This window comes from Corynebacterium sp. KPL1824 (genome assembly GCF_000478095.1).
Classification (GTDB): domain Bacteria; phylum Actinomycetota; class Actinomycetes; order Mycobacteriales; family Mycobacteriaceae; genus Corynebacterium; species Corynebacterium accolens.
On record NZ_KI515749.1, the window covers coordinates 36,280 to 48,714 of the forward strand.

Here is a 12,435-nt window from a genome sequence, read left to right on the forward strand (position 1 = left end):
TGGGGGCGACCAATGATGTCACTACACTGAAGCTATGCCTGAAGGTCACGTGATCCACCGCCTAGCCCTCACACTCAACGCTGACTATCGCGGGATGCCACTCAGCGTGACCAGCCCGCAAGGCCGGTTTGCCACCGAGGCGGCCATCCTGGACGGTACAGAAATCGACCACGCAGAGGCCTTTGGCAAGCACCTCTTCGTGCACTTCACCGCCGCCAACCCGGCACATATCCTCTATATTCACCTAGGGCTCATCGGCAAGCTCAGCTTCGAACCGCGCGAGGAAACCCGCGGGCAGATCCGCATACGCATAGACAATGGGGCGCAGGCCGCGCAGCTGCGCGGGCCCCAATTCTGCCTGCTGCTCACGGAGGAGGATTACCAGGCGCGGCTGACCAAAGTGGGCCAAGATCCGCTCCGCGCCGATGCCGATCCTGAAGTCCTGTGGGCCAAGGTGAGCAAATCCCGCCGCAGCATCGGTTCCCTCATGATGGACCAGCACCTGTATGCCGGTGTGGGCAATATCTACCGCGCGGAGGCCCTCTTTCGCGCCGGCCTCTCCCCCTTCACCCCTGGCAAGGATGTTTCCCGTGAAACATTCTTCGCCATCTGGAAAGACCTGGTAGAGCTCATGAACTACGGCGTAGAGCACGGCCGCATCGATACCGTGCGCGCCGAGCACTCCCCCGAGGCCATGGGCCGCGACCCACGCAAGGATGACCACGGCGGCGAAGTCTACGTCTACCGGCGCGCGGGCTTGCCCTGCTATGTCTGCGGCACGCCGATTGCGGAGCAAGTAATGGAGGGCCGAAACCTCTTCTGGTGCCCCACCTGCCAATCCGCTGCTTAAGGCCTATAGTGGCGGGCATGCGACCTGCCTATAGTGTATCCGCCGTTCGTTCCGCCGAATCCGCGCTCCTCGCGCAGCAGAGCCACGATGATGAGCTCATGCGCCTGGCCGCTAGGGGCGTTGCCGCCACGGCGAAATCCATGCTGACGGGCCCTGCGCCTCGCCGCATCACCATCCTGGCCGGGCCTGGCGGCAACGGTGGCGATGGCCTTTATGCAGGCGCTTTCCTCGCCGAGGAGGGCTATGGCGTCGATGCGCTCCTCGTTGCCGATGCTGCGCACGACCCAGCGCTGCAAGCTTTTACCGCTGCCGGCGGGACCATTACAGATCAACCGCACGCGGAGGCTACCGGCCTACTCATTGATGCCGTCGCCGGCCTCAACTCCACCCGCGGGCTTAGCGGTGCGGGCCTTGCCGCGTACCGCGCGGCCAAGCAGCACGATATCCCGGTGCTTTCGGTGGATATCCCCTCTGGCATCAACGCGGATACGGGCGTGGCCGCGGAGAATGCCGTCGAGGCAACGATTACCGTGAGCTTCGGTTGGGCGCGCGCCGGCCATATCTTCGCCCCGGAATGCGGCACGGTGGTGCTCTGCGATCTGCAGCTGCCCAACGCGCCGCGCTCCTTTGCGGAGGAACTAACGGCTACCGCAGAGCCGGCGGGCTATATCGCCAACGAGCCCACCATCGATCTCCCTTTCCAGTGGCCCGGGGAGCCCGTGCTTGCCGATGCCCACCTCGGCCACGTCACCGCCCCCAAACCCGTGGGCTGCACAGGCCCCATCGTGGACCCCACTCCTCACGCTTCGAGCACGAAATACACCGGCGGCGTCACCGCCATTTGCGCTGGCAGCAGTGCCTATCCCGGCGCGGGCATCCTAGCGGCTACCGGCGCGGTGCGCGCGACGCCGTCAATGGTGCGGGTGATAGATAACGATGCCGTGGTCCCCCACCTGCCCGAGGTGGTTCCCCACCCGAGCGCCGAGGACAAGGTACATGCCCAGGCGTGGGTGGTTGGCCCTGGCCGCGGCACCGATGAGGCAGCGGCCCGTGAGCTCCGCGCCGTCTTGGATCGCGGGCTGCCCACCATCCTGGATGCCGATGCCCTGACGCTGCTCGCCCAAAGCGCCGATCTGCGCGATCGCGTCCGCTCCCACCCGCGCATCATCCTTACCCCGCACGCCGGCGAGTTCCGCCGCCTCTACGAGGCCACCCTCGGCCGCGAGCTCGATCTCAGCGAGGGCGTGGGCCCGCGCCAGCGCGAGCTGGCCGAGGACTTGGACTGTTTTATCCTGCACAAGGGCCGCATCACCACGGTGACCGCGCCCGGCCAGGCCATCTACGGGATGAATGCCGGCCACTCTTATGCGGCCACCGCAGGCTCCGGCGATGTTTTATCCGGCATCCTCGGCGCCACTATCGCGCAGGTAGACCACGAAAAAGCCGATGCGGAGTACATCATCATGGAGATCCTCCACGCCGCCGCCCTACACCAGCACGCCGCAGCCATTGCGGCACATACCCCCGATGGTTTTGGCATTTGTTCCGCTTCCGAGATTGCCGCGGCGATGCCCCAGTCCATCGCGCGATTGCTCGTTATGCACCGATAGCGTCCCGCTTACTCACGCGGCCGTCTTTAACCTCCACCACGTGGTCGGCGAAGGTGAGCAAGGAGCGATCGTGCGTGACCAGCACGGTGGCGGTGTGCATCTCCTGGGTAATATCGCGCAGCAGGCGGATGATTTCCTGGGAAAGGTGGGAGTCGAGGGCGGAAGTGGGTTCATCGGCAAGCAGCAGGTTCGGCTCATCCATCAAGGCGCGCGCGATATTGACGCGCTGGGCCTGGCCGCCGGAAAGCTGGCCGATGCGACGATTGCCCATGCCCTTAAGGCCAACGAATTCTAGCAGCTCATCGGCGCGATCCTTGCGCAGCTTGCGCCCGACCATGTGGTCCATGATGAGCAGCTGATCGCGCACCTTGAGCGAGGACAACAGGTTCGACTGCTGGAAGATGATGGAATTCGTGCCGTTGACCTTTACGGTGCCGGAGTCCGGAGTGATGAGCCCGGCGCCGACGGAGAGCATCGTGGACTTACCGGAACCGGACTCGCCCACGATTGCGGTGAGGGTATCGGAGTCGGCGCTAAAGGTGGCATCATCAAGCGCCGTAGTAGTCGTCGTACCGTCCTGGAAGGTGACGGTGGCGTTGCGAATATCAAGGATGGTGGACATTTAGGCATTTCCTCCCAATGCATCGAGGGGGTTGGCTTTGGCTACGCGGCGAGTAGAGACCAGGGCACCGGCCATGCCCAGGATCCAGATGCCGACCGCGGGAACGATGATGGTGCGCACGGATACGTCGAAGGGGACGGTGCCGGAGGCCAGCAGGCCAAGCAGCCAGCCGACGAAAGCGCCGAGGATGGTGCCGGCGGCCAAAATCAGCGCGGCTTGGGCCAGGGCATCGCGCAGCAGGTAGCGCACCGAGGCGCCCAGGGCGCGCAGGATGGAGAGATCGCGGGTGCGCTGCAGGGTCCATACCGTCAGGAAGGCCACGGTAACCAGGGCAGAGATGCCGTAGAGGAAGCCCTGCATGGTCAACAGCGAACCGCGTTCTGACTGATACGCGGGCAGGCCGGAGAAGGAATCAGACATCTCGACCGAACCGGGCACCTCCTCAGAGTGCAGGGCAACCGTACCGACTACGTCCTCTGGGGCGTGGCTTACCTTCTGCCAGGTCTCTGTAGATACCCATACCACCGGCGAGTGGGAGAACTGCGTTTCGGCAACGGTGCCCTCTACGGAGAGGTCTACCCCACCGATATTCACGGTGCCGGAGGCCTCAATCGTGTCAGAGAGGACGGCGCCATCTTCCGGGATGGTGGCGTTGGTATTGGGGATGGTCGTACCGGCCGGCAGGCCCATCACGCCTACCGCGCCCTCGCCCTCCAGCTTGGTTTGCGCGGTGCCCAAGGCAATCGCATCGCCGGAGAGATCCTTCTCGTGGATCTCGGACTCGTTATAGGCGGGCTCTTCGGTAGAAAAACTGACGTAGGGGTGCTCCTGCGCCACGGCCTCGAGCGCCGAGGTATTTTGCTTGGATAGGCCCTCCGTCAGGCCGGAGAGCATAACCAAAAGAAGGGTGATAAGCGCTACGGTGCCGCCGATGAGCCCGAAGCGGCCGCGCGCGGCGGTGATTTCACGAATAGCTAAGAACATACTTCTATAGTCCCTTTGCGCAGGTCAGAAGTAATCGGCGGCCTAGTTGAACCTCCAGTCAACCAACTGGTTGATCCCTCATCCACCCTCCGGCAGATACTGTAGGAAATTGTGTTTTCTGGACAGAAATTATGGCTCTGGGGCTTACACGCCATGTTCACGTTCCTGCTGGTTTTCGGCGTGGCCCGCGCCTATATCGATGACCGCTTGGACGCCCGCGCCATCCTTTTGGCCATCGGCCTAGCCGCGGTGTACGCGGCCGCGCACTGGATTCCCACCTGGCTCTGGCTCACCGGGCTGTGCCTGCTCTGGTTGGGGCTCATGGTCCACGCGCAGGATTTCATGTGGCTCGAGTTCCCGCTTATCTTCGTTTTCCTGCGTGCCTTGCCCAAGTGGCCAGGGCTTATCTCCATCACGGCGCTATGGGCGGCGGCCGCCTTCATTCCGGCGTGGCTGCATCCGGATGGCTGGTCCATCGCCGCGGCCATCGGCCCGCTTATCGGCACGACCTTTGCCGCGGGCGTGTTTTATATCCAGCGCCGGTTGCAGGCGGAGGCGGCGCACCACAGGGACATCGCCAAGCAGCTGCAAGAAACCCAAGCTGAGCTGGCCGCCAGCGAGCACCAAGCCGGGCGTCTGGAAGAGCGCGAGCGCCTATCCCGGGATATCCATGACACCGTGGCCCAAGGGTTGAGTTCCATCCTCCTGCTCTCGCGCGCCGCCCGGAATACCGATGACCTAGCGACCAAGAACGAGCAGCTCGCCATCATCGAGGACACCGCAGGCGAGAACCTGGCGGAGGCCCGCCGCTTCGTCCGCGAGCTCGCCGGGCCCGATGAGCGCCTGGAGACTCAGTTGGATTCCATCCTGTCCCAGATGCGCCGGCGCACGGAGGCTTTGGGCGAAGATACCACCATTGACCTCGTCGTTTCCGGCAGCGGCAGCGTGCCCAGCGATATCAAGCAAGTGGTCGTGCGCGCCGCGCAGGAGGGCCTTAATAACGTGATCAAGCACGCGCACGCCTCCCGCGCGGTGGTCACCCTGGGCCTTTTTGAGGATGCGATTACCCTGGACGTCGTGGATAATGGGCACGGTGTAGTTGAGCCCCCGCGCCACGGCGGCGATAGCGGCTTTGGCTTGCAAGGATTGTCCCAGCGCGTGGAGAGCGTCGGTGGCTCCCTGAGCCTCGAATCCGGCGACGGCACCGCCCTTGCCATCAGAATCCCCCTCAAGGAGCAGCCCCATGGTTAATGTCATGCTTATCGATGACCACCCCGTCGTCCGCGCCGGGCTGCGCGCGATACTGAATACCTTTGCCGATGTCCGCGTGGTCATGGAAGGCGATAACGGCGCGGACGTGGACAAGCTCTTTACCGATGACGCCCCCGAGGTCGACGTCGTGGTCTGCGATATTCAGATGCCGGGCGTCGATGGCATCACCGCCACCAAGAAGCTGTCCGAGGCCGGCGGCCCGCCCGTGCTCATACTCACCACCTATGACACCCAAGCCGATATCTTGGCCGCGGTCGAGGCTGGCGCGATGGGCTACCTGCTCAAGGATTCGCCCGAGGAAGAGCTACACGAAGCGGTGCTCAATACCGCCGCACGCCGGCGCACCCTCGCCCCTGAGGTGGTCAACCTCTTGGCCCAGCGCGTGGGCCAGCCGGAGCAGTCCCTCTCCACGCGCGAGCTGGAGATCCTCCGCGCCCTTGCGACCGGCTCCTCCAATAAGGAGCTGGCCAATCAACTCTTCATTTCTGAGGCCACCGTGAAAACACACCTCATTCACATCTATCAAAAGCTGGGCGTAGACACCCGCACTGCCGCGGTAACTGTGGCCCGCGAAAGGAAACTGATTTAATGCTGGACTGCATCGTTATCGGCGGCGGCCAAGCAGGTTTAGCTACGGGCTATTACTTGCGGAAAAAGCGCCTCGATTTCCAGATCCTTGATGCCGAGCCCGCCCCCGGCGCGGCCTGGCGTCACGCGTGGCCATCGATCACGTTATTTAGCAATAGCGCGTCTTCCAACCTGCCCGGCTTGCCGATGCCCCACTATGAGGGCTTTCCGCCCGCCAGCCACGTCATCGACTACTTGACTCGCTACGAGCAGCGCTATGACCTGCCCGTACGCAGGCCGGTGCGGGTCAAGCAAGTCACCCACGATGGCGAGAACTTTCATGTCACCACCGATGATGAGCGGCTCACCGCGCGCACGGTGGTAGCCGCCACGGGCACGTGGTCTTCGCCGTTTATCCCCTATTACCCCGGTTCCTTTGGCGGGCGGCAATGGCACTCGGCGGTCTACCCCGGGCCCGATCCTTTCCGCGGCGAGTCCGTCGCCGTCGTTGGGGCGGGCAACTCCGGGGCCCAGATAGCCGCAGAGCTCGTGCTCTCCGGCGTAGACACCACGTGGTTTACGGCGAAGCCGCCGCGGTGGATGCCCGATGACGTTGACGGCCGGGTGCTCTTTCAGCGCAACCGCGCCCGCCTCAACGCCATGATGCGCGGCGAGCCCGATCCCGGCGCGGATACCAACTTGGGCGATATCGTCGTTGTTCCTCCCGTCAAACGCGCCCGCGATGAGGGCCTTCTTAAGGCCTCCCCCATGTTCTCCAGCCTCGATGAGGTGGAGGCAGACCACCTCATCTGGTGCACCGGGTTCCGCCCCGCGCTGGGGCCTTTCCGCGCGCTTCTCGATGGCCGCACCCCCACCGTCGAGGGCCTCTTCCTCGTCGGCTACGGAACCTGGACGGGCCCCGGTTCTGCAACCATTACCGGGGTGAGCCCCTTTGCCAAGCAGACCGCGGGGGACATCGCCAAGCTCTGCTCCCCCGACCTTTAGCTGCCCAAAAATGGTTGCATCACAATTCACGTATCATGGTGAGCATGAGCACGCTACTTGTTACCCGTAACGAAGACAAATCCGTCACCACCTCCTTTGAGGAAGGGGAATTCCTCGGCGAGGGTGACCTGACCGTTGACGTCTCTTATTCCTCACTGAACTACAAGGACGCGATGGCGATTACCGGCGATCCCGGCGTCGTCCGCACCAACCCGCTGGTGCCCGGTATCGACGTGGTCGGTACCGTATCCGAGTCCAACGTGCAGCGCCTGCCGGTGGGCACCCTCGTTGCCTCCTTCGGCGATGGCCTTGGCGAATTCCGCCACGGCGGCTACACCCCAAAGCAGCGCGTCAATTCCCGCGCCACCGTTGCCCTGCCTGCAGATTTCACCGCGGAACAGGCCGCTGCCGTTGGTACCGCTGGCTACACCGCGGCGCTGTGCGTTAACTCGCTGCGCGGGCTTCCCGAGGGCCCCGTCCTCGTCACCGGCGCCACCGGCGGCGTCGGTTCCATCGCCGTCAACCTCCTGCGCAATGCCGGCTACGAGGTCCACGCCATGACCGGCCGCCCCGACGATTACGCCAACTACCTCCACGAGCTCGGCGCGCACGAGATCATTGACCGCTCCGAATTCACCGAGCCTGGCAAGCCCCTGCAAAAGGCCATCTACGCCGGCGCCGTAGACACCTCCGGTTCTCAGGAGCTGGCCAATGTCCTGGCCCGCACCAAGTGGGGCGGCACCGTTGCCGCTACCGGTATGGCCAGCGGCCCCGACCTGCCCGCCACGGTCATGCCCTTCATCCTGCGCAACGTGCACCTTGCCGGCGTGAACTCCGTCGATGCCCCACTGCACTACCGCCAGAATGCTTGGCAGCTCCTCGCCCGCACCCTGGACCTGTCCATCCTGGAGTCCTTGACCAATACCCTTCCCCTGGAAGATGCGGTAAAGGAAGCGCAATCGCTCATCAACGGCAGCCACCATGGCCGCACGGTGCTGAAGATTTCCTAAGGCCTTAGTCTTTAGGACCTACAAATAGGCAGGCACCCCGTCAGTGACGGGGTGCCTTTCTTGTGCGATCGACTCCTTGGGTTCTAGGTATCGCCCGTTAAGCTGCGCATGATTTTTCTGGAGATGAAACCCAACTGCTGCAATTCCTCTCCCGTCAAGACGGAGACCACCTTGTCATCCACCTTCGCGGTATGGCTCTCCAGTGCTGTAGCGAATGCTTCCTCGCCTACTTTCGTCACTGTGACTTCAATAGCTCGGGGTCCTAGTTCCTCCGCGTGCCGCCTTGTCACCAACTTGCGCCCCTCCATCCGGACCAGTTGTCGGTGCAACCGCGACTTTTCCCACCCCAGTTCCGCGGCCAACTCATGCGGCCGGGTGCTCTGCCCACGGCGGCGCTGCAGGACGGCCAACACCGCATAATCGGCCTCGCTCACATTCGCAGTTGCCTGCAGCGCGTTGGCCAACTCCTTATGCAGCGCCCGCTGCATCGCTACGAAGTCCGCCCACGCTGCACTTTCTTCTGGGCGCACAGGATTCCCCCTTAGGCTTTGACTTAAATAGCATTATATAATGCGCAGTTGATTACTCAACCGACAATTGAGCGGAGCGGTTGTTCCATCAACCCCCACCATTTATTAAGGCGCGGGATTTGGACTTCCAATCATTCATAAGTGCCATATTTTTGCCAATTTAAACGCATATACTTTGCTTTTCGTAAGCTATTTATTGGTCCTGACGTTTTCTGGATACTATCTATCATTAGGACTTAATAAGTACCTATCGGCCGGATTTCGAGCCGGCTGCGACCCCCGTCGGGTAGGCGGCTGTCTATGATGGCGGGCATGGATAAACTTTTTAGCGCCTGCGGATTCGACTTCGTGGACACGGAGGAACTCATCGCGGAGCTTCCCGCAGACCGGACCCTGTGGGATGCGCCTGCTTTTGATCAAGTGCTCTACTATGCGGATCCCTCTGGCATCGCCGTCACGGCGATGGAGTACGAGGGCGAGTGGACCGTATTGCCGTCGTTCCGGGGCGGGGAAGACGTAGAGACAACGCTATATCGCGCCATGCCATTTATTGGCATCTTAGAAATGGAAGATTTCCGGTGGGCAGTGCTTAGCGATGCCCCCTTCACGCTACCTACCGGCAACCCCGTGGGCGGCGAAAAACTGCGCGGCCGCGTGCGGCCCGCAGTCGTTGCGCTGGACTATGAATTAACGGAACCGGCGGAGTTTTCGCTGCGATCCCCGGCCACGGAACGGTTCTATCAAAACTACAAGCCCAGCCTGCTCAACCCACAGGTCGAGCTAGCTGGCACCGTGAATAACGTCGAGAAAAAGACCAATGAATTTGGGGGAGGGGAGTTCTGGGTATGCGAAATCGACGGGCTCCCGCTCATCGTTGATGCCCCAGTTGAGGCGGGCCAGGGAATCCGGGCGCACGGCATCGCGCTATGCGCCACGGAGTACTGGGATTAACCGCCTCGCTGCTAGGAGGAGGTAGCTCCTACTGTTGCGGAGCCGCAGGTACCAGGGCTACAAGGCGCTCGAGGTAGTCCTTCACAAACTCGATGGTGCTGGACGGCTCGATCTTTCCGTCTTCACCAAGGAGCTGGGGAGAATTGCCCAAGAATACCTCGGGCTGACCGGGCATCGGCATGTCGAAGTAGGACAGGGCTAGGCGCACGTTCTTGTGGGAAGAATAACCACCCATGCGGCCGACGGAGTGGCTGATGATGCCTGCTGGCTTATTTTTCCAGGCGACATCGGAATTGGGTTTGGATCCGATATCGATGGCATTTTTTAAGCACGCCGGGATGGTCCGGTTATTCTCGCTGGTGACAAACAAAATGGCATCCGCTTCCTTAATTGCTTTACGGAAATCGGTGTACTCTTCCGGCGTGGGTTTATCCTCCACGCCAGAATCGTCGTAGTCGAAATCATAAAGCGGGAGTGTGCGCAGGTCATAGCGCTGGCACTCAACGTGCTCGGGGACCAGTTCCATGGCATGGTTGGCGATCTTTTTCGCGATGCTTTCCCGCCGCAGGCTGCCGACGAGTACAAGAAGTTTCATGATGTGTGTCCTTTCTGTGGAGATTTGGAAGTTTTAGAAATCCCAGTCGGCATCGGAGGTCTCTACGGCTTTGCCGATGATATAAGAGGACCCCGACCCCGAAAAGAAGTCGTGGTTTTCATCCGATCCTGGCGTGAGTGCCGCGAGGATCTTCGGGTTGACCTGGCACTCCTCGTACGGGAAGAGGTTGGGATAGCCCAGATTCATCAGGGCTTTATTAGCGTTGTAGCGCACGAATGTAGCGACATCATCCATAAGCCCGTATGGTTCATAGAGCTCGCCGGAATAGCGCATCTCCAGGTCATAGAGCTTGCGCACCAGGTCAAAGGTAAATTCGCGCATTTCTTCGCGGCGAGCGTCCGTGGCGTGATCCAATCCCCGCTGGAACTTGTATCCGGAGTAGTAGCCGTGGACCGCCTTATCCCGCAGGATGAGCCTGATCATGTCTGCCGTATTGGTCAGCTTTCCGTGCACGCTGAAGTGCAGTGGAAGATAGAAGCCGGCGTACAGCAGCAACGAGGATAAGAGGGTAGAGGCAACCTTGCGCTTTAGTGGGTCATCGCCATAGTAATGCACCATGACACTGGTCGCGCGCTGTTGCAGCACCGGGTTATCCACGGCCCACGCATAGGATTTTTCGATCTCTTCGGTGCTGGCCAGGGTAGAGAAGATGGAGGAATAACTCCGCGCGTGCACCGCCTGCATGAAGGCGATATTGGTATAAACGGCCTCCTCATGTTCCGTCCGGGCATCTTGAATCTGGCTGATTTCGCCCACGGTGGCCTGCACGGTATCCAGTAGCGTCAGGCCGGTAAAGACGCGAATGGTGAGGTCGCGTTCGGCTGGGTCCATGCGGGACCAGTCATTGCGGTCATTGGAAAGCGGGACCTTCTCCGGCAGCCAAAAATTCGAGGTCAGACGGTTCCACACCTCTAAATCCTTATCGTCCCAGATGCGATTCCAGTTCACTGGGCGCAGCGGCGTGGAGGCATCGTGGCGAAAATGCGGCGGGGTTTGGGATCGCTCAATGAGCTCTTGATATTTCATCGGTATTTTCTCTTTTCTTTGTCTTCGAGGCCCTAGCCGTCAGGCAATGGACGCGTGGGCGGTGGGGTAGAGGTGGTGCGCAAAGAAGTCCTGCAACCCCTCCCGTACGCGGGCAACATCACGGTCGGTGCCGAGCAGCTCAAAGCGGTAGAGCTCAGGCACGCCGCACTTTCGGGCTATCTGTGGCCCGGCGCAGCAATACGCCTCACCAAAATTGGTGTTTCCTGAGGTAATGACGCCGCGCAGGAGTGCGCGGTTTTCCGGAACGTTGAGGAATTGGCGCACCTGCACCGGAATTGCCGCCTTGATATTGCCGCCGCCGTAGGTGGGGACGATGAGCACAAAAGGCTCGGTGACATAGAGCATTCCTTCGCGCTTCGGACGCAGAGGGATGCGTGCCGCTGGAAAGCCCAGCTTGTGGACAAAACGGTGGGTATTTTCACTGACCGAGGAAAAATACACAAGATTAGCGGCGGTTTTATTGCCGCAGGGTGGCGTCGAGGCTGTAGTCATCTCGCTCCTTAGTGGCTGCGCCGAAGCGCACTTTCTACTTCAACTACAGATCTAACGTACTTTTAACTACGCCGCAACTAACCACCGCTGACATGCGCAAATACTCCCCTTCTTTCAGAAAAGAAGGGGAGAGGGGGAGGAGAGTTACATGCGCACCCACACGGCGCGGGCTGCGTGGGAGCTCAAAGAAAACGCCGCGGAATGTTCATTCTGGGCATGCTCGTTCTGGTTGCCCTTTACGCGCACGGCCATCCCGCCGGAATACGGTTGGCTGTCTCGCACGCTCACGGCAGCGCCGATGGTCAGGTTTTTCTTGCTAAAAAAGCGCAGCAGATCGGCGTCTGCATCACTTATGCGATCGACTATGCCCGCCTCACCCGGTTCCAGATCGCTGAGTTTGCGCAGATCCCCTGGCTCGGACGCGGGGCTCGCGGCATAGTCCGCGGGATAGTCACCCGTGGCGCTGGGGATGGGGTCTCCATGCGGATCGCGGCGCGGGAACCCCAGTTCAGCATCTATGCGCTCCAGAAAGAAATCGGAGACGCAGTGCTCCAATTGCTCAGCCTCCGCGTGGACCTGGTCCCAGCGGTAGTGCAGGGATTCCACCAGGAAAGTTTCAATAAGGCGGTGCCGCCGCACCATGGCAAGCGCAAAGGCACGCCCCTCGGTGCTCAGCCCGATGGCACCATAAGGCGTATGGGTGACGAGACCCTTTTTCTCTAGCCGCCGCACCGCATCCGACGCGCTGGAGAGCCGAACGCCTATGTGCTGGGCGAGCCTCTTTACCGTTACGGGATCGTCGTGCCATTCGCCCAGCTTAAACAGGGCCTTGAGGTAGTCCTGATTGGATGGCGAAAGGCCCGAGACGTCCACGCTCAT

General features: G+C 61.4%; 14 protein-coding genes. 7 read left to right on the forward strand and 7 right to left on the reverse strand.

Annotated elements, in window-relative coordinates:
• Positions 1–34: 34 nt before the first annotated feature.
• Together HMPREF1267_RS00150 and HMPREF1267_RS00155 are read left to right on the forward strand one after the other, a co-directional pair.
• Positions 35–850, forward strand: a complete 816-nt coding sequence (locus HMPREF1267_RS00150; RefSeq protein WP_023027990.1) for an Fpg/Nei family DNA glycosylase — start codon at positions 35–37, stop codon at positions 848–850.
• 17 nt (positions 851–867) lie between these two features.
• Positions 868–2,460 (forward strand): bifunctional ADP-dependent NAD(P)H-hydrate dehydratase/NAD(P)H-hydrate epimerase, encoded by a 1,593-nt coding sequence (locus tag HMPREF1267_RS00155; protein ID WP_023027991.1) that lies wholly within the window; start codon positions 868–870, stop codon positions 2,458–2,460.
• Here HMPREF1267_RS00155 and HMPREF1267_RS00160 read toward each other — a convergent pair.
• Both HMPREF1267_RS00160 and HMPREF1267_RS00165 read right to left on the reverse strand, forming a co-directional pair.
• Positions 2,447–3,082, reverse strand: a complete 636-nt coding sequence (locus HMPREF1267_RS00160; protein ID WP_023027992.1) for an ABC transporter ATP-binding protein — start codon at positions 3,080–3,082, stop codon at positions 2,447–2,449. The two genes, HMPREF1267_RS00155 and HMPREF1267_RS00160, sit on opposite strands and share 14 nt — an antisense overlap.
• Entirely contained in the window at positions 3,083–4,066 is a 984-nt protein-coding gene (locus tag HMPREF1267_RS00165; protein WP_023027993.1) for an ABC transporter permease, read from the reverse strand. It abuts the gene before it with no gap.
• 153 nt (positions 4,067–4,219) lie between these two features.
• Between HMPREF1267_RS00165 and HMPREF1267_RS00170 the strand changes: the two genes are divergently transcribed.
• From HMPREF1267_RS00170 to HMPREF1267_RS00185, 4 genes are read left to right on the forward strand one after another with little or no spacing between them, the layout of a single operon-like run.
• A complete protein-coding gene (locus HMPREF1267_RS00170; RefSeq protein ID WP_023027994.1) occupies positions 4,220–5,317 on the forward strand; it encodes a sensor histidine kinase in 1,098 nt (365 codons plus the stop codon).
• A complete protein-coding gene (locus HMPREF1267_RS00175) occupies positions 5,310–5,927 on the forward strand; it encodes a response regulator transcription factor (protein WP_023016367.1) in 618 nt (205 codons plus the stop codon). The genes HMPREF1267_RS00170 and HMPREF1267_RS00175 overlap by 8 nt, the downstream gene beginning before the upstream one ends.
• Complete coding sequence (locus HMPREF1267_RS00180; RefSeq protein ID WP_023027995.1) at positions 5,927–6,910, forward strand: NAD(P)-binding domain-containing protein; 984 nt, start codon at positions 5,927–5,929, stop codon at positions 6,908–6,910. The genes HMPREF1267_RS00175 and HMPREF1267_RS00180 overlap by 1 nt, the downstream gene beginning before the upstream one ends.
• 35 nt (positions 6,911–6,945) lie before the next feature.
• Positions 6,946–7,920: an MDR family oxidoreductase gene (locus tag HMPREF1267_RS00185; RefSeq protein WP_023027996.1), complete on the forward strand. Its 975-nt coding sequence runs from the start codon at positions 6,946–6,948 to the stop codon at positions 7,918–7,920.
• 83 nt (positions 7,921–8,003) lie between these two features.
• Here the strand turns inward: HMPREF1267_RS00185 and HMPREF1267_RS00190 are convergent, their stop codons facing one another.
• Entirely contained in the window at positions 8,004–8,450 is a 447-nt protein-coding gene (locus tag HMPREF1267_RS00190) for a MarR family winged helix-turn-helix transcriptional regulator (protein ID WP_023027997.1), read from the reverse strand.
• Positions 8,451–8,762: 312 nt separating this feature from the next.
• On the opposite strand from HMPREF1267_RS00190, the gene HMPREF1267_RS00195 reads away from it, so the two are divergent.
• Positions 8,763–9,401 (forward strand): hypothetical protein, encoded by a 639-nt coding sequence (locus tag HMPREF1267_RS00195; RefSeq protein WP_232215085.1) that lies wholly within the window; start codon positions 8,763–8,765, stop codon positions 9,399–9,401.
• A gap of 28 nt (positions 9,402–9,429) precedes the next feature.
• On the opposite strand, the gene HMPREF1267_RS00200 is transcribed toward HMPREF1267_RS00195, so the two are convergent.
• The 4 genes from HMPREF1267_RS00200 to HMPREF1267_RS00215 all read right to left on the reverse strand — a co-directional run bounded on the left by HMPREF1267_RS00200 (position 9,430) and on the right by HMPREF1267_RS00215 (position 12,435).
• Positions 9,430–9,996, reverse strand: a complete 567-nt coding sequence (locus tag HMPREF1267_RS00200) for an NADPH-dependent FMN reductase (protein ID WP_023027999.1) — start codon at positions 9,994–9,996, stop codon at positions 9,430–9,432.
• 33 nt (positions 9,997–10,029) lie between these two features.
• The gene (nrdF, locus tag HMPREF1267_RS00205; RefSeq protein ID WP_023016372.1) at positions 10,030–11,043 is read right to left on the reverse strand and encodes a class 1b ribonucleoside-diphosphate reductase subunit beta; all 1,014 of its coding nucleotides are present in this window, start codon (positions 11,041–11,043) and stop codon (positions 10,030–10,032) included.
• A gap of 39 nt (positions 11,044–11,082) precedes the next feature.
• Complete coding sequence (nrdI, locus tag HMPREF1267_RS00210) at positions 11,083–11,556, reverse strand: class Ib ribonucleoside-diphosphate reductase assembly flavoprotein NrdI (RefSeq protein WP_023028000.1); 474 nt, start codon at positions 11,554–11,556, stop codon at positions 11,083–11,085.
• 144 nt (positions 11,557–11,700) lie between these two features.
• Positions 11,701–12,435 carry a metal-dependent transcriptional regulator gene (locus tag HMPREF1267_RS00215; RefSeq protein ID WP_023028001.1) on the reverse strand — a complete coding sequence of 245 codons (735 nt, stop codon included), beginning with the start codon at positions 12,433–12,435 and terminating at the stop codon, positions 11,701–11,703.

Excerpts from the sequence above, each read along its gene's own strand:
- HMPREF1267_RS00150 (WP_023027990.1), top strand. The coding sequence starts at position 35 with ATGCCTGAAGGTCACGTGATCCACCGCCTAGCCCTCACACTCAACGCT.
- HMPREF1267_RS00155 (WP_023027991.1), top strand. The coding sequence starts at position 868 with ATGCGACCTGCCTATAGTGTATCCGCCGTTCGTTCCGCCGAATCCGCG.
- HMPREF1267_RS00160 (WP_023027992.1), bottom strand. The coding sequence starts at position 3,082 with ATGTCCACCATCCTTGATATTCGCAACGCCACCGTCACCTTCCAGGAC.
- HMPREF1267_RS00165 (WP_023027993.1), bottom strand. The coding sequence starts at position 4,066 with ATGTTCTTAGCTATTCGTGAAATCACCGCCGCGCGCGGCCGCTTCGGG.
- HMPREF1267_RS00170 (WP_023027994.1), top strand. The coding sequence starts at position 4,220 with ATGTTCACGTTCCTGCTGGTTTTCGGCGTGGCCCGCGCCTATATCGAT.
- HMPREF1267_RS00175 (WP_023016367.1), top strand. The coding sequence starts at position 5,310 with ATGGTTAATGTCATGCTTATCGATGACCACCCCGTCGTCCGCGCCGGG.
- HMPREF1267_RS00180 (WP_023027995.1), top strand. The coding sequence starts at position 5,927 with ATGCTGGACTGCATCGTTATCGGCGGCGGCCAAGCAGGTTTAGCTACG.
- HMPREF1267_RS00185 (WP_023027996.1), top strand. The coding sequence starts at position 6,946 with ATGGTGAGCATGAGCACGCTACTTGTTACCCGTAACGAAGACAAATCC.
- HMPREF1267_RS00195 (WP_232215085.1), top strand. The coding sequence starts at position 8,763 with ATGGATAAACTTTTTAGCGCCTGCGGATTCGACTTCGTGGACACGGAG.
- HMPREF1267_RS00200 (WP_023027999.1), bottom strand. The coding sequence starts at position 9,996 with ATGAAACTTCTTGTACTCGTCGGCAGCCTGCGGCGGGAAAGCATCGCG.
- nrdF (WP_023016372.1), bottom strand. The coding sequence starts at position 11,043 with ATGAAATATCAAGAGCTCATTGAGCGATCCCAAACCCCGCCGCATTTT.
- nrdI (WP_023028000.1), bottom strand. The coding sequence starts at position 11,556 with ATGACTACAGCCTCGACGCCACCCTGCGGCAATAAAACCGCCGCTAAT.
- HMPREF1267_RS00215 (WP_023028001.1), bottom strand. The coding sequence starts at position 12,435 with ATGAGCGTGGACGTCTCGGGCCTTTCGCCATCCAATCAGGACTACCTC.